We start from the raw sequence: 16,078 nt of genomic DNA on the forward strand, positions 1-16,078 counted from the left end.
TGTTAGCATCATTTCAGGACCCGCCACGCAACCACCCCGTGGTCCGCCCGTTTGACGAACAAGCCGGACGTGCCACCCCTCGCGTCCGGCTACCCCCCATCAATCGGCGCCAGGTCCGGCACTGTTTTCGAGGAGACACGACATGGGCTTGTTCACCAAGGATATCGTTACCTTCGAGGATCTTTTCCTGCATCAGCTGCAGGACGTCTATTATGCCGAGAACCAGATCACCAAGGCGCTGCCGAAGATGATCGACAAGGCGACGGACGCCGGTCTCAAGAGCGGTTTCCAGACGCATCTGCTCGAGACCGAAGGTCAGATTCGCCGCCTCGAACAGGTTTTCGACCTGCTCGGCGAACAGCCGAAGGGCGCGACCTGCCCCGCGATCGAGGGGATCATCAAGGAAGCCAACGAGGTCGCTGGCGAAATCGCCGACAAGGCCGTGCTCGACGCGGCCCTGATCGCCTCTGCGCAGGCGGTCGAGCATTATGAGATCACGCGCTACGGTACGCTGATCGCCTGGTCGAAGCAGCTCGGTCGCGATCAGATCGCGGCGATTCTCCAGGAAACGCTCGACGAGGAATATGCGACCGACGACAAGCTGACGAAGATGGCGACCAGCAAGACCAACCCGAAGGCCGAGGCGGCGACCGCCTGACCCAACGGTTTGACTAGAACGCCCCCGGCACCTCGCGTTGCGTCGTGTCGGGGCGTTCGGGCGTTAGCAATTCTCGCGTGGTCGCGCTTGCCCGCAACGCCAGGGTGCCTTGCGTGCCAGCGGCAATGGCCGGGCAACTCTTCCCGGCAAGATAGTTGAGCGCCGCGCGGGTCGACGCCTCTTGCGGGTCCCCGAGCGGATGAGTAAGATCATCGCTGGCCTGGCAACTCGCCTCGACGATGCTCGCCAGCCCGTCATAATATGCGCCTTGCCGGGCTGCGTTCTGGAGAGCGAAGGCGATGACGCGGAGCCGATCGTCGCATTGCGCGCGATCCAGCGCGATCTGTCCGACCGGCTTTCCGTAGGTATTGGTGCCGATCAGTGCAGCGTTGGCATGAAAGTACGGAATGGCCTGCGCGATCACGAGTTCGCTGGCCGATGCGGTCCCGCCGGTCCCGATAAACGCGATCCGGGTGGGGGCGATCGATTGCGGTTGGGGGGCAAAGAAGGCGGTGACATTGCTGGCGGACTTTTCCGGCCGGAAGGTCGTATAGTCGATCACGTCGCTACCGGAGCGGGCGCCGCCAAGCAGGTTCGCCATCAGCTCCGCGATCGAAACCAGGCCCCCGCCATTGTAGCGCACGTCCACGATGACAGTGCTGATCCCGGCCGTCTTGAACCGTGCAAAGGCGGCGCGCAGGGCGGGATCGGCGGTCGAAATGAAGCTCCGCAGGTTGATGTAGCCGATCTGTTGGCCGCCATCGGTAATGATCTGCGCGCCGTAGCGGCTGGACACCGGTGTGAGCGCATAATCGGTCTTGGCGAGTGTCACGTCCCGCGTGCCGCTCGAATCGGTGATTCGCAACAGGCGCGCGATGCCGGTCGTATTCGGGCCGAGCGCGGTAGTGACGCCCGCGGTGCCTTGCGCGGCGATGATCGCATCGACCGTCCGCAGGTCACCAGCGGACGTGCCGATCGCGACGATCTCCGCCCCGCGATCGATACCCGCTGCGGACGCCGCCGTGCCCTCGAAGGTTTCGGCAATGAAAACCCGCCGCGCGGTGCTGTCGTAGGAGAGGCGGAAGCCGAAACCGGCGCTCGCACCGGACGCGTAAAAGGCATCTTCCGACGCGATCGACGTCAGATAGGTGAAATAGCGGTCCTTGCGCTGAGACCGCGCGGTCGCAGTGAGCGCGTCGACATAGTCGCCGACGGTTGAATAGGCTGTCGGATCCAATGCCGCGGGCAGGGTGTCCGGGAACAGATACCATTCGCGCAATTGCGCCGCGGCCCAGTCCTGCCGGTCGCGCAGCGAACACCCCGCCGTTGTCGCTGCCGGGGTGGGCGTCGGCGTGACCGTCGCGCTTGTCGTCGACCCCCCGCCGCCGCCGCTGCAGGCGGACAGCAGCGCGGCAAGGGTCAGTGTCGTGACGGGCGTGCGGTTTCGGGCCATGTGCAACCTCTCGCCCGAGGCTAGCGTGCGGCGAAACGCTTGTCAGTGCAAAAGTCGCGATAATCCAAGCATGTTGGCAATGCCCGGCGGATCAGGCGAGTGGCGCGACCGACACGGCCGTCGACGCGAGCACGGTGGTGAGCACGAGCGCGGCGACGAGCGAGAAAGCAACGCGCTGGAGGGCTTCGAAACGGATCGACATGACAAATCTCCCTTTGGATTGGCAATGCGGACCATCCGATCGCCGATATCCCTTCGTTTGCAGGGAGCGTGCCACTTTCATAATTTGTTGTTTTAGAGGTGTTTAGGCACTTTTCAGCCGACAGTGCCTTGGGTGGTGTGGTTCAAAGCACCAACGATCGGCGTAGAATCCTAAAGGCGACGGATCTGGTTCCGGCCATTGTCTTTTGCGGTGTACAACAGCTTGTCGGCGCGGCCGAAGAGGGAGCCGAGGAACTCGCCTGGCTTGGCCTCGGTAATGCCCGCCGAGAACGTCACCGCACCCAGCGGCTCGTCCGATTCGCGCAGACGATACCGTTTGTCCGCCACCACGTCGCGCGCGCGTTCCAGCGTGGCATAGGCGTCGTCGAGCGTCGTGCCGACGAACAGGACGGTGAATTCCTCGCCACCGTAGCGCGCCACCATGTGGCCCGGGCAAGCGGTCGTCAGCGCCTCGGCAATCGCCTTCAGGACGCGGTCGCCGACGGAGTGGCCGAAGCGATCGTTGACGCGCTTGAACCGGTCGACGTCGCACACCGCCAGGCACACGGCGTCGCCCGCCTGCATGTGCTTGGCGAAGCTTTCCTCGAAGGCGCGTCGGTTGGGCAGGTCGGTCAGGGGATCGCAGCGGGCGTTGCTGCGCGCCTCTTCCAGCTTCAACCGCAGCTCCTCCGCCTCGTGCGTAGCCGCGGCGAGGCGGGTTTCGGCGGATTGCACCCGATCCAGCATGACGCCGGTCAGGCGTACGATGTCGCCGGCACTGTCGCTCGCGCGCATCGCATTGGCACTGGCCGCGAGATCGCGGCCAAAATCCTGCGTTTCGGTCCGGATCGCGTGCATCATGTCGGTAAAGCCCTCGACGTGCATCTGCGTCTGCGCGACGAGCCCTTCGACCGCATCCGTGGCATCCGGAATGTCCGGGGTCGCACCGGTCGCGACTTGACCGCCGAGCTTCTCGATATCGCGCGCGGTCAGCCGGATGCCGCCTTCGGTCAACGCGGCCACCGATTGCGCCAACACGCCGGCGGGCTGGCTGATCACCCGATACGCAAAAGCGTAATGGAGCGGGTCCGGACTCAACCGGTGCTGCGCCAGGAACCGACCGATGCGGTCGAACACCTGGTCGGCGCGGTACTCGACCGTTGCCAGTCGTGCCTCCCTTGCCGTAGCCATCGCTCGAACTGCCCCTTGCCCTTTGCGCCGACGGATCGCGGCGCTGCCTGTCGTCGAAGGCCTAGGCCCCAAACTGCTAAAATAGAGTGACCGACGGCGTAACGATGCCGGTATTCGAGGCATTTACCGCGTTACCGCAATCCCGAAGCGCGCGTGGTTGACGATCCGGTCATAGGCGATCAGCGTTTCGCCATATCCCGCGAAAAAATCGCCGAACAGATAGATATGCGGCAGCTTCTGGCTGATCCGCGCGAGCGGATAAGACACGAAGCTTTCGGTGCTGCCCTTGCCGGTCACCGGATTCCCGCGGCCGGTCACGGCGATCTTGATCCCGTCGCGCTGGCCGATCGAGACTGCGAGGGCGCCATAGCCCCAGTACCGATCGAGATCGGGGGCCAGTCCCTGGTCGCCGAAATAGCCCCAAACCATCGGGGCAATGCCGACGGTCCAGCGGTGACCGAGCGGAATGACCTTGTTTGCCCGCAGGTAGAATCGATTCACGTCGACCGAATTGGTGACGCCGCCACCGTTCGAATCATGACGATACCCGCCGCCGATGGTCAGGCTGGGATCGATGGGGAGGTCGAGGAACACTTCGGGGGCGAACCCCTGCGCAGTGAGCGGGGCGGACGGCCGGTCCGTGGCCAGGAAGAAGGTGTGTGTGTAGGCGAAGTCCAGATGGGGTCCGTCGTCGCGGCCGAGCAGGCGAAAATCGAAGCTGGCCGATATCTTCGTTCCCGAATTGCCCGCGCCCATGACCGCATAGGTCGGCGCATAGGGGCGCAGTCGGTCGACAAACGCCCCCGACCCGCCGCGCGACGTGGCAATGACGCTTTCGCCGGTCGCGGGGGCGGTGCCGGACGGCGTGGCGGCCGCAAGCGCCGTCGGCGCATGGTCCGGGTCCAGTGGCGCCGTGGCGACCGGATAGGATGTCGCCAGACGATATTGCAGCCGCGCGAACCCGCCAGGCGCGACGGTGGCGGCGGCGTCCGGCGCAGCGACCAGGCGCAACCGCGTACCGTCCTGCGCGATCGTCTCGATCTCGGCGGGACCCTGCGCGGGCTGCGCGGTCTGGCTTTCGTTGAGGACATAGACTTCGACCCCGGCGCGTGCCGCTTCGGCCGAGGCGGGAGGATCGAGCAGCGGGCGCAACTGCGCAGTGGCCGGCGCAGCAGCGAGCCCCCCGAGCAGGCTCCCCCCCAGCAGGCTCCCGGCGAGCGCAAGATCCCGTGTCCGCATCGTCGTCCCCCTTGCGGTCCCAATCCACGGATACTTTGGCAAGACTGGCGGATTCTCGCCAGCGGGATTACGCAGGCCGCATGCGTATTACCGAATCCGATCTCGCCCTTGCCGCCGCGCTCGCCGATGCCGCGGGCGCCGCGATCCGCCCATATTGGCGAAACGAGCAGGGGCTCGAAATGAAAGGCGACGCCTCGCCCGTGACGCTCGCCGACCGCGCCGCCGAGGCGGCGATGCGCGCGCTGATCGAGTGGACGTTCCCCGACGACGCGATCATCGGCGAGGAATATGGCGTGCGCGAGGGGACATCGGGCCGCGCCTGGGTGCTCGACCCGATCGACGGGACGCGCGCGTTCATCTCCGGTCGGCCGATCTTCGGGACGCTGATCGCGCTGGTGGTCGAGGGGTGGCCGATGCTCGGCGTACTCGACCAGCCCATCATCGGCGAGCGCTGGGTTGGGACGACCGGCAAGCCGACGCTGTTCAATGGCAAGCCCGCCGTCACGCGGCGCTGTTCCGCGCTCAGCGAGGCGTTGCTCGCCACGACCTCGCCCGCGCTGTTCCAAGACGATCAGTTGCACGCGTTCGAACATCTCGACGCGGGGGTGCGCAGCACGGTGCTGGGCGGGGACTGCTACAATTACGGTTGTGTCGCGAGCGGATGGCTCGACGTGGTGGTCGAAGCCGAACTGAAGCTGCACGACTTCGCCGCGCTGGTGCCGATCGTCGAGGGTGCGGGCGGGCGCATGTGCGACTGGGCGGGCGATCCGCTGACCGCGGACAGCGTCGGCGAAGTGGTGGCGGCAGGGGATCCGGCGCGGATCGAGGATATCCTCGAGGCGCTGGCCTGCCGCGGCGGGCACTGAGAGACGGTTCCCGTCACCCCGGCGAAGGCCGGGGCCGTGTGGTCATCCGGGCGCGGCGAGACGTCTGGGTGCGGTATCGCCGGTTTTGCCCCCTTTACGTGGCGGCCCCGGCCTTCGCCGGGGTGACGATCGGTCGGCGGGCACGCGCGCGTCAGAAAATCCCCAGAAACTTCTTCCGCGGCGCCTTGCCCGACTTATCCTTCTCCGCCGTCGCCGTGGTGCCATGCCCGACGTCGTCGCGCGGCTGACCCTTGGTCGTGCGCTGCGCGCTGGCGGGAGCAGCGGCAAGGATCGGGCCGCATTGCGCGGCCTTCGCATCGCCCACATCGACAAATGCCAGCAGCCCCGCCACCGGTGTCGCCACCAGGCTGAGCCCCGCCGCAGCGCCCGCACGTTCCAGCAACTGCGGCGTGACGACGTTGATCCCGGGCTTGGCGAACGACCCCACCAGACCCACGGGTGATTGCGCCGAGAACAGGCTGATCCGCTTGCCATCCGCCCGGAACACCAGGTCGAGATGCTCGTCACGGAAGCTGAACCCGCCACGGCCGGCGATCACGTTCTTTTCGGTGTCGATCAGGATCGGATCCGCCGCCGCCACCCCGCCGCGCACGCTGAACCCGATCAGCCCGCAATTGATCTTGACCGGCTCCTTGAGCTTCCCCTGGAACAGCTTCTGCGCGAAGGTGCCGATATCGAGCTCGGACAGCTGGACGTTGCGGGCCGAGAAGGTGCCACCTGGCATCACGAAGGCAATCCGCCCGTGCGAACTGGCCAGTGAATCGTGGAGCGTGTCGCCGTCGCCGGTGAGTGCGATGCGGCCTTTCACCACGCCCGTCGTCCCCGATTCGATCACGCCATAGCCTGCCAGCAGCCGGCCCATCGGGGTCGGCGACAAACGAATGTCATATGTATCGTGCGCCGGACGACGACGGGCATCGAAGGTGATGTCGGCGGCGACATTGCCGCGCGCCATCACGAACGTCAGCGGCGACAGCTTGAGCAGGCTGTCCTTTAGCGAGAGCGTCAGGTCGATGTTGGAGACGGGGACATTCTTGGAGCGCACGACCCCGATCTTGTAATGGAGATCGGCGTTGAAATTCTTGAACGTCTCGACCGGGATGGCAGCGTTGGGGAGGATGCGCGCGGGTGCCGCCCCGGTGCTGGCGGCGGCGGCGACGGCGCCCTGGGTCGCGACGATGTCCGGATTGTAGCCGATGAACGGCGCCGCATCGATGATGTCGAGCTTGCGCGTCGTCAGCGTCGCGCCGATGTGAAGGCGCGGCTCGACATTCTCCACCGTGAACGCGCCCGCCAGGTCGCTGTCGCCGAACCGGCCGGTCAGCTTGGTGAAGGCATAGGTCGTACCGCTTTGCGTCAGGAGCGCGTTGACGTGATAGGTGCGGCTGCGCGGGACGGCCACGCCGATGATGTCGAGCAGCTCGGCAAGGTTGCGACCGCGTGACGAGACGGTCAGCGGGACGTTCTCGATATCGGCGAGGCTCGGCAGCGTGCCCGCAACCGTAATGTGGTTGTGCGCGGCGTCGGCGGTCATCGTCAGTTTGTTCTGGCCGCGCGCGACCGTGGCGTCTGGCGACAGCAGCGCGCCCACCAGCGTGAACGGCGTGTTGCGGACTTGCCCCGACCCGGAGAAGCGGACCGACTTGCCGATCTGCGCATTGGTCGAGGTGATCGTCTGGAATGCGAGATCTGTGCGCAGCCGCATCCGCGGATCGACATAGCGAAGCGTCGTGCCAGCCACGGTCGCAACGTCGATCCGGGGGAAGGCGAGCGGCTTGCCGCCCTTCTTCTCGCTGAACGTCCAGCTGTTGTGCGTATGCGCGGCATTCCATTCGAGGTCGACCGCGCTGTCGGTCAGGTCGAGCGTGTAGAAATGGCGTTTCCCGAACAGCAGCGACAGCGGTGCGATTCGCGAATCGAGCCGCTTGGCTTCGAACAGGTTCGGCCTCGAGGTGTAGGCAGGGTTGGAGATCGTCATCCCGTCGGCGCGGAAATGGATCGTGATCGGGTCGAAATAGAGCTGGAAGTCGCCCGCCACCTTCACCTGCCGCGACGTCGCCGAAGAGACGATTCGCTCGAACGGACCCTTCAGGAACCGACCCTTGGTAATGTAGAGCACCAGCCACGCCAGAAACAGCGCGACGACGAGGCCGATCAGCGTGTTGCGGACGATCCGCCACCATCGCCGTCGGCGCGGCGGGGACGCTGCTGGTGCCGGGGTCGCTTGAGCGGGCGGATAAGGGGCGGCGTCCATCGCTGCCAAACCGTTCGCCTAGCGTAATCGTTCCTCCGCGCATCCGAGGTTGCGTTTTCACGAGGGGGCGGCTATGCGCCCGCTTTCCTGCGAGTAAGAGGAACTGCCCGGCCGGTATGGGCTGCCGTGGCCGTTCATAGATCGTCGCAAAACTGAAAGGACGAAAATGCCCAAACTCAAGACGAAGAGCGGCGTCAAGAAGCGCTTCAAGCTCACCGCATCCGGCCTGTTGAAGCATGGCGTCGCTGGCAAGCGTCACCGTTTGATGAGCCACAACGCCAAGTACATCCGCCAGAACCGCCGCACCAAGGTGCTGTCCAAGGCAGATACCGCCGCCGTCAAGGCGTGGGCGCCCTACGGTCTCGGCTGAGCGGAAGGAATTAGAGAATGGCACGCGTAAAACGGGGTGTAACCACCCACGCAAAGCACAAGCGGATCCTCAATCTGGCGAAGGGCTATTATGGCCGTCGCAAGAACACGATCCGTATCGCCCGTCAGGCCGTCGAGAAGGCCGGCCAGTATGCGTATCGCGACCGCAAGGTTAAGAAGCGCAACTTCCGGGCTCTGTGGATCCAGCGTATCAACGCAGCGGTCCGCGTCGAGGGTCTTACCTATGGCGTCTTCATGCATGGCCTGAAGCTCGCCGGCGTCGAACTCGACCGCAAGGTCCTCGCGGATCTCGCGATGCACGAGGGTGCCGCATTTAGCGCCATCATCGCGCAGGCGAAGGCGGCTCTGCCCCAGGCCGCCTGAGGGCGACCTGTTTGCGAGACGGTAGGATTTGGGGCGTCGGTGGCAACACCGGCGCCCTTTTTCTGTTTTGGGGTTCCTCTGTCGGTCATCCCGCGGCCCAAAAGCTGCCGTCATGCTGAACTTGTTTCAGCATCCACCGCGCAACGGGCATAGTCCGGACTCACGGAGGGGTGGATCCTGAAACAAGTTCAGGATGACGGGCGGTTTTGGAGAACAGCTGTAGATCGGCGTTACCTTGAGTCCTCTCGGCCGGCTGCATCAGCACCGCAGGGTTGATCAAGGGCTTCACCTCCCGCTACGGCGGCACCCATGATGGCTTCCCGCCTGCGTGGGAATGACGGAGATGAACGTGGCTGACCTTGCCGAGATTGAATCGCAGTTGCCGTCGATCGGCCAGGCCGAGGCGGCGGAGCTCGAGACGCTTCGTGTCGCGCTGCTCGGCAAGCAGGGGAGCATCACCGCGCTGCTCAAGACGCTCGGCAAGATGTCGCCCGAGGAGCGGCTCGAGCAGGGCCCGCGCATTCAGGGCGTGCGCGAGGCGGTGACCACTGCGATCGCCGCGCGCAAGGCAGCACTCGACCGCGCCGAGCTCGACGCGCGGCTGGCGCGCGAGACGATCGACATGACGCTCCCCGCCGACTCGGCACCGCAAGGGTCGGTCCATCCGGTCAGCCAGGTGCTCGACGAGATGGCGGAGATCTTCGCCGATCTGGGCTTCGCGGTCGCGACCGGGCCCGAGATCGAGGACCAGTGGCACAATTTCACCGCGCTCAATATGCCCGAGAGCCATCCCGCGCGCGCGATGCACGACACCTTCTATCTGAAGGCGAGCGAGGGCGAGGAGGCTAAGGTGCTCCGCACCCACACCTCGCCCGTGCAGATCCGCACGATGATGGGGCAGAAACCGCCAATCCGCATCATCGCGCCGGGCCGCGTCTATCGTTCGGACTGGGACGCGACGCACACGCCGATGTTCCACCAGATCGAGGGGCTGGTGATCGACAAGGGGATCACGCTCGGCCATCTCAAATGGACGCTCGAGACCTTCCTCAAGGCGTTCTTCGAGCGCGACGACATCGTGCTCCGCCTGCGCCCGAGCTATTTCCCGTTCACCGAACCTTCGGCCGAGGTCGATGTCGGCTGGACGATGGAAAAGGGCCGCCGCGTGCTTGGCGGGTCCGAGGGCTGGATGGAGCTGCTCGGCAGCGGAATGGTGCATCCCAAAGTGATCACCGCGTGCGGGCTCGATCCGAACGAGTGGCAGGGCTTCGCCTTCGGGGTCGGGGTCGATCGGCTCGCGATGCTCAAATACGGCATGGATGATCTGCGCCCGTTCTTCGAAGGCGATGCGCGCTGGATCAAGCATTACGGTTTCTCGGCACTCGACGTGCCCACGCTGAGCCAGGGAGTCGGCGCATGAAGGTTACGCTCGACTGGCTCAAGCAGCATATCGACACCGACGCCTCGCTCGATACAATCGTCGAAACGCTGACGCGGATCGGCCTCGAGGTCGAAGGCGTCGAGAACCTCGGTGCGACGCTCGCCGCGTTCCGTGTCGCCAAGGTGCTGAGCGCCGCGCCGCATCCGCAGGCGGACAAGCTGCAAGTGCTGAGCGTCGATGCCGGCGATGGCCCGCTGCAGGTCGTCTGCGGTGCGCCCAATGCGCGCGCGGGGCTGGTCGGCGTGTTCGGCGCGCCCGGCGCAACGGTGCCGTCGAACGGGATGGTGCTCAAGGTCGCGGCGATCCGCGGGGTCGAATCGAACGGCATGATGTGCTCGACGCGCGAGCTCGAACTCGGCGAGGAGCATGACGGGATCATCGAGCTTCCCGCCGATGCGCCGATCGGCATGGCCTATCCTGACTATGCCGGGCTCAACGATCCGGTGATCGAGGTCAACGTCCTCCCCAATCGCCCGGATTGCATGGGCGTGCGCGGAATCGCGCTCGATTTGGTCGCCGCCGGGCTCGGCACCGCCAAGCCGCTCGCTTATGCGCCGGTTGCGGGCGCGGGCGCAGGCCCCGACGTGCGGACCGACGATGCCGCGGGTTGCCCCGCTTTCTACGCGCAGGGCGTCACCGGCCTCGTCAACGGCACCGCGCCCGAATGGATGCGTCGCCGCCTGACGGCGATCGGCCAGCGGTCGATCTCCACCTTGGTCGACATCACCAATTACGTGATGTTCGATCTCGGGCGACCGCTGCACGTCTATGACCGCGCCAAGCTGTCGGGCGGGCTCGTCGCGCGCAAGGCGGCGGCGGGGGAGCAGGTGCTCGCGCTCAACGGCAAGACCTATACGCTCGCCGAGACGATGACCGTCATCGCCGACGACGCGCATGTCCACGACATCGGCGGGATCATGGGCGGCGAGGATTCGGGCGTTACGCCCGAGACGACCGACGTCGTGATCGAATGCGCCTATTTCGACCCGGACTCAATTGCGCGCACCGGGCAGGCGCTGATGCTGACCTCGGACGCGCGCTCGCGGTTCGAGCGGGGCGTGGACCCGGCGTTCCTCGAGGAAGGGCTGGCGATCGCCACCAGGCTGGTGCTCGACCTGTGCGGTGGCAACGCGAGCGAGCCGACCCATTCCGGCACCCCGCCGACGACGCGCAAGCGGATCGCTTATGATCCGGCGCGCGCGGAAACGCTCGGTGGCCTCGCGGTTGCGCCGGAGCGCCAGCGCGAGATCCTGACCGCATTGGGCTTCACGGTCGAGGACGACTGGACCGTCCTGCCGCCGCCCGCGCGGCGCGACGTGGATGGCCCGGCCGATCTGGTCGAGGAAGTGATCCGTATCGTCGGGATCGATTCGGTCCCCGCGACTCCGCTGCCGCGCGCAGCGGGGGTGGCGAAGCCGACCGCGACGCCGGCGCAGAAGGTCGAAAGCCGGGTCCGCCGGGCTGCGGCGGCGCGGGGGCTCAACGAGACGATCACCTGGAGCTTCCTGTCGGACGCGCAGGCGACCGCGATCGGGGGGGCTTCGTGGACGCTTGCCAACCCGATCAGCGAGGAGCTCAAGGTGATGCGCCCGTCGCTTCTGCCGGGGCTGCTGGCGGCGGCGGAGCGCAACATGAAGCGGGGCGCGGGTGGCGTGCGGCTGTTCGAGCTCGGGCGGCGCTATCTTGCCCATGGCGAGCGGCCGACGCTGGGCGTGGTGCTCGCGGGCGAGGCGCGCGCGCGTGGTTGGCAGGATGGCAAGGCGACGCAGTTCACCGCCTATGACGCCAAGGCCGAGGCGTTGGCGTTGCTGGCGGCGGCGGGTGCGCCAGTCGACAATCTGCAGGTCATGGGGGATGCGGGCGACGCCTGGCATCCCGGCCAGTCGGGGACGCTGCGATTGGGTCCAAAGACGGTGCTCGCGGCGTTCGGGATGGTCCACCCGCTGACGACGCGTGCGTTCGACGTGGATGGTCCGGTCGCGGCGGTCGAGCTTTACCTTGATGCGATCCCCGCCAAGCGCACGTCGAGCTTCGCGCGTCCGGCCTATGCGCCGCCGGCGTTGCAGGCAGTGCGGCGCGACTTTGCGTTCCTCGTGCCCGACGGCGTCTCGGGCGAGGCGCTGGTGCGCGCGGCGCGCGGCGCGGACAAGGCGGCGATCGTCGGCGTGCGCGTGTTCGACGTGTTCACCGGGACAGGCGTCGAGCCGGGGCACAAGAGCATCGCGGTCGAGGTCACGCTCCAGCCGGGCGAGAAGAGCTTCACCGAGGCGGAGCTGAAGGCGGTCGCGGACAAGGTGGTTGCTGCGGCTGGTAAGCTGGGGGCGAGTTTGCGGGGGTGATCCCTACCGCTCCTTTTCCGACATCCCCGGCGCAGGCCGGGGCCCAGCAGGACAGGTTTTGGTAACGAAGCGCAGCGTCCGCCTCTTCCCGTGCACTCCTGGGCCCCGGCCTTCGCCGGGGTGGTATGCCAGCGGCAGGGTGCCACCCCGGCGCAGGTCGGGGCCCGGCAGGAAAGGTTTTGGTAAACGACGCACAGCGCGCGCCTCTTCCCGCGCCCTCCTGGGCCCCGGCCTTCGCCGGGGAAGGGCCAGGGAAGGGCACAGCACTGACATCAATCGAAGGACAGACCGACATGGCCGACCCTCTCATCACCATCGCCACGCCGCAGCTTTCCGCCGCGATCAACCCGCTCGGCGCGGAGCTGACGCACCTGCGCGATGCCGACGGCCGTGAGCTGATGACCAACGCGGACCCGGCGTTCTGGACCGGCCACGCGCCGTTGTTGTTTCCGATCGTCGGGCGGCTCAACGGGGACGTGCTCCACATCGACGGCACCGACTATCCGATGCAGCAGCACGGCTTCGCCCGCCGCAGCCTCTTCACGCTGGTCGAGCACAGCGAAGCGCAAGCGGTCTTCCTGCTCGAGGATAGCGCCGCGAGCCGTGCGATCTATCCCTTCCCCTTCACGCTGCGCGTGACCTACACGATCACCGACGCGACGCTCGATGTCGCGGTGGTGATCGAAAATCGCGGCGGCGACGTGCTCCCGGCGAGCTTCGGCTTCCACCCCGCTTTTGCTTGGCCGTTGCCGTATGGCCTGCCGCGCGCCGACCACCGCATCGTCTTCGCCGAGGACGAACCGGAGCCGCTGCGCGAGCTGATCGGTGGCGGGATCGCCGAGCAGCGTCGCCCGTCGCCGCTCGAAGGCCGCACGCTCGCGCTCGACGACGCCTTGTTCGACCGCGACGCGCTGATCTGGGACCAGCCCAAATCGCGCAGCGTCCGCTACGGCGCGCCGACCGGACCGCAATTGCGCGTCGATTTCCCGCTCATGCCGATGCTCGGGATCTGGACCAAGCCGGGGGCCGCGTTCGTCTGCATCGAGCCGTGGCACGGCATCGCCGACCCGCAGGGGTTTACCGGCGATATTCGCGACAAACCCGGCATCGTCGAGATCGCACCGGGCGCGACGCTGGCCTGTGGGTTGCAGGTGACGTTGGAGGGCTGAGGCGCTACAGCGCAGCGATGAATCACACGTCCGACCGCCGCACCTTCGCGATCATCTCCCATCCAGACGCCGGCAAGACCACGCTGACCGAAAAGCTGCTGCTGTTCGGCGGCGCGATCCATCTTGCCGGCGAGGTCAAGGCACGCGGGCAGAACCGCCGCGCGCGCTCGGACTGGATGAAGATCGAGCAGCAGCGCGGGATCTCGGTGACGTCGTCGGTGATGACGTTCGAGCGCAACGGGCTAACCTTCAACCTGCTCGACACGCCGGGCCACGAGGACTTTTCCGAAGACACCTATCGCACGCTGACCGCGGTCGATTCCGCGGTCATGGTGATCGACGCCGCGCGTGGGATCGAGGCGCAGACGCGCAAGCTGTTCGAGGTCTGCCGGTTGCGTTCGGTGCCGATCATCACCTTCGTCAACAAGGTCGATCGCGAAGGGCGCCCGCCGTTCGAGCTGCTCGACGAGATTGCCGAGATGCTCCAGCTCGACGTCACGCCGATGAGCTGGCCGGTCGGGATGGGGAGCGATTTCGAAGGGGTGTACGATCTCCACGCCAACAGCCTGAGCCAGCCCGAGGGGCCGAGCCGCGAGTTCCTAGGCAAGGCGCTGAGCTTCACCGGGCTCGACGACCCCGCGCTTGCCGCGACGCTCAGCCCGGCGGGGCTGCAGTTGCTCCAGGACGAGTCCGAACTTGCGCTTGGCGGTTATGGCGCGTTCGACGTGGAGGCGTATCGCGGCGGGGACCAGACTCCGGTCTATTTCGGATCGGCACTGAAGGAGTTCGGGGTCGCCGAGCTGATCGACGCACTCGGCCGCCATGCACCGGGTCCGCGCCCGCAGCCCGCGGAGCCCGAGCAGGTGCTGCCCGAGCGTGCCGACGTCACCGGCTTCGTGTTCAAGGTCCAGGCGAACATGGATCCCAACCACCGCGATCGCATCGCGTTCATGCGGCTGTGTTCGGGGACCTTCAAGCGGGGCATGAAGTTGACCCCGACCGGGCACGGCAAGCCGATCGCGATCCACTCGCCGATCCTGTTCTTCGCGCGCGAGCGCGAGCTGGCGGACGAGGCGTTTCCGGGCGACATCATCGGCATCCCCAACCACGGGACGCTGCGGGTGGGGGATACCTTGTCCGAGCGCGCGGACGTGCGCTTCACCGGGCTGCCCAATTTCGCGCCCGAAATCCTGCGCCGCGTCGCGCTCAAGGATCCGACCAAGACCAAGCAGTTGCGGAAAGCCCTCGACGACATGGCCGAGGAGGGCGTGACGCAGGTGTTCTACCCCGAGATCGGGTCGAACTGGATCATCGGCGTGGTCGGGCAGCTTCAGCTCGAGGTGCTGCTGTCGCGGCTCGAGGCGGAGTATAAGGTCGATGCGGGGCTCGAGATGGCACCGTACGACACCGCGCGCTGGGTGTCGGCGGCGGATCCGGCGGATCTCAAGGCGTTCATGGACCTGAACCGCACGTCGATGGCGAAGGATCGCGACAACAACCCGGTCTATATGGCGAAGACCGCGTGGGACGTCGGCTATGTCGCGGATCGCTACCCCAAGGTCACCTTCGCGGCGACGCGCGAGCGCTGACGAAGGCTCAAGGCTGATCCGGGCGCGTTCGTCACGACCTGTGGCGACGCCTCCGCTACGTAATGCCGGTCGCACTGGCGGGGGCAGAGTTCACGCAAGTGCTTGCCTGTCCTTGGGTGGCACCATGTTGCGCCAAGATATGTTGCAGCGAACGGAATTACATAGGGACAGAACGGCAAAGCGTGCCCGACTCTGCGGCTGCACCTGAGCCACTGTGTCGTAGTCCCCAATCTTCCTCAGCCCAGATCCTGCTCCAGCGCCCGCGCGAGCGAATCGCGCACGCTGAGGATCGCATCGATGCTCGACGCCGGCAGCGGCCCGGCCGGGCGTTTGCGTTCGGCCATCAGCGCCTGCTGGACGCCACGGATCGTATAGCCGTCTTCATTGAGCATGGTCGCGATGCGCTGCACCAGCGCTACATCTTCAGGCCGATAATATCGCCGGTTTCCCGCGCGTTGCAGCGGCTTCAGCTGGGGAAACCGCGTTTCCCAATAGCGTAGGATATGCTGGGGCAGGCCAGTCTCGCGCGACAGTTCCCCGATCGTGCGATAGGCGCCATCCGCCTTCGCGGGCAGCAAGGGTTGCATCACCATGTCGGGTCTCAGTCAGCTTCGACGATGCGGTCGCGCATCATCTGGCTCGCCCGGAACGTCAGAACGCGGCGAGGGGCAATCGGCACTTCGATTCCCGTCTTGGGATTGCGGCCGATCCGCTCTCCCTTGTCGCGCAGGACGAACGTTCCGAAGCCCGAGATCTTGACGTTGTCCCCCTTCGCCAAGGCCCCGCACATGTGTCCGAGAATCTGTTCGACCAGACGCGACGAGTCTGCGCGCGACAGACCCACCTGATGATGTAGCGCTTCGGCCAGATCGGCCCTCGTCAACGTTCCTGCAGGCGCCATCCC

At 66.3% G+C, this 16,078-nt stretch carries 14 protein-coding genes; 8 read left to right on the forward strand and 6 right to left on the reverse strand.

The window, feature by feature from the left end; all coding sequences use genetic code 11:
* Window positions 1-142 precede the first annotated feature (142 nt).
* On the forward strand, window positions 143-658 hold the full coding sequence (locus L8G49_RS09025) for a ferritin-like domain-containing protein (protein ID WP_242139695.1): 516 nt from the start codon (window positions 143-145) through the stop codon (window positions 656-658).
* Window positions 659-671: 13 nt separating this feature from the next.
* Here L8G49_RS09025 and L8G49_RS09030 read toward each other — a convergent pair whose 3' ends face one another.
* From L8G49_RS09030 to L8G49_RS09040, 3 genes are all read right to left on the reverse strand, one after another.
* Window positions 672-2,111 carry a S41 family peptidase gene (locus L8G49_RS09030; protein ID WP_242184526.1) on the reverse strand — a complete coding sequence of 480 codons (1,440 nt, stop codon included), beginning with the start codon at window positions 2,109-2,111 and terminating at the stop codon, window positions 672-674.
* Window positions 2,112-2,483: 372 nt separating this feature from the next.
* A complete protein-coding gene (locus tag L8G49_RS09035) occupies window positions 2,484-3,503 on the reverse strand; it encodes a sensor domain-containing diguanylate cyclase (RefSeq protein WP_242184546.1) in 1,020 nt (339 codons plus the stop codon).
* A 123-nt stretch (window positions 3,504-3,626) separates the two neighbouring features.
* Complete coding sequence (locus L8G49_RS09040) at window positions 3,627-4,742, reverse strand: phospholipase A (RefSeq protein WP_242184548.1); 1,116 nt, start codon at window positions 4,740-4,742, stop codon at window positions 3,627-3,629.
* An 80-nt stretch (window positions 4,743-4,822) separates the two neighbouring features.
* Here L8G49_RS09040 and hisN point away from each other — a divergent pair, with 80 nt between their 5' ends.
* The gene (gene hisN / locus L8G49_RS09045) at window positions 4,823-5,608 is read left to right on the forward strand and encodes a histidinol-phosphatase (RefSeq protein ID WP_242139691.1); all 786 of its coding nucleotides are present in this window, start codon (window positions 4,823-4,825) and stop codon (window positions 5,606-5,608) included.
* A 151-nt stretch (window positions 5,609-5,759) separates the two neighbouring features.
* Here hisN and L8G49_RS09050 read toward each other — a convergent pair whose 3' ends face one another.
* Window positions 5,760-7,883 (reverse strand): AsmA family protein, encoded by a 2,124-nt coding sequence (locus L8G49_RS09050; protein ID WP_242184556.1) that lies wholly within the window; start codon window positions 7,881-7,883, stop codon window positions 5,760-5,762.
* 166 nt (window positions 7,884-8,049) lie between these two features.
* Here L8G49_RS09050 and rpmI point away from each other — a divergent pair, with 166 nt between their 5' ends.
* The 6 genes from rpmI (at window position 8,050) to L8G49_RS09080 (ending at window position 15,174) form a co-directional block, all read left to right on the forward strand.
* Entirely contained in the window at window positions 8,050-8,253 is a 204-nt protein-coding gene (gene rpmI / locus L8G49_RS09055) for a 50S ribosomal protein L35 (RefSeq protein WP_131532218.1), read from the forward strand.
* A gap of 17 nt (window positions 8,254-8,270) precedes the next feature.
* The gene (rplT, locus tag L8G49_RS09060; protein ID WP_010161044.1) at window positions 8,271-8,636 is read left to right on the forward strand and encodes a 50S ribosomal protein L20; all 366 of its coding nucleotides are present in this window, start codon (window positions 8,271-8,273) and stop codon (window positions 8,634-8,636) included.
* Between the two features lie 334 nt (window positions 8,637-8,970).
* Complete coding sequence (gene pheS / locus L8G49_RS09065; RefSeq protein WP_277923173.1) at window positions 8,971-10,056, forward strand: phenylalanine--tRNA ligase subunit alpha; 1,086 nt, start codon at window positions 8,971-8,973, stop codon at window positions 10,054-10,056.
* Entirely contained in the window at window positions 10,053-12,416 is a 2,364-nt protein-coding gene (pheT, locus tag L8G49_RS09070) for a phenylalanine--tRNA ligase subunit beta (RefSeq protein WP_242184566.1), read from the forward strand. The genes pheS and pheT overlap by 4 nt, the downstream gene beginning before the upstream one ends.
* 293 nt (window positions 12,417-12,709) lie before the next feature.
* The gene (locus L8G49_RS09075; protein ID WP_242184568.1) at window positions 12,710-13,585 is read left to right on the forward strand and encodes an aldose 1-epimerase family protein; all 876 of its coding nucleotides are present in this window, start codon (window positions 12,710-12,712) and stop codon (window positions 13,583-13,585) included.
* 17 nt (window positions 13,586-13,602) lie between these two features.
* A complete protein-coding gene (locus L8G49_RS09080; RefSeq protein ID WP_242139686.1) occupies window positions 13,603-15,174 on the forward strand; it encodes a peptide chain release factor 3 in 1,572 nt (523 codons plus the stop codon).
* A 236-nt stretch (window positions 15,175-15,410) separates the two neighbouring features.
* Here the strand turns inward: L8G49_RS09080 and L8G49_RS09085 are convergent, their stop codons facing one another.
* Window positions 15,411-15,767, reverse strand: coding sequence for a MerR family transcriptional regulator (locus L8G49_RS09085; RefSeq protein ID WP_242184570.1), 357 nt, complete (start codon window positions 15,765-15,767; stop codon window positions 15,411-15,413).
* An 8-nt stretch (window positions 15,768-15,775) separates the two neighbouring features.
* Window positions 15,776-16,075 (reverse strand): integration host factor subunit alpha, encoded by a 300-nt coding sequence (locus L8G49_RS09090; RefSeq protein WP_242139684.1) that lies wholly within the window; start codon window positions 16,073-16,075, stop codon window positions 15,776-15,778.
* Window positions 16,076-16,078 lie beyond the last annotated feature (3 nt).

Source organism: Sphingomonas sp. CARO-RG-8B-R24-01 (assembly GCF_022662295.1).
In the GTDB taxonomy this organism is placed as follows: domain Bacteria; phylum Pseudomonadota; class Alphaproteobacteria; order Sphingomonadales; family Sphingomonadaceae; genus Sphingomonas.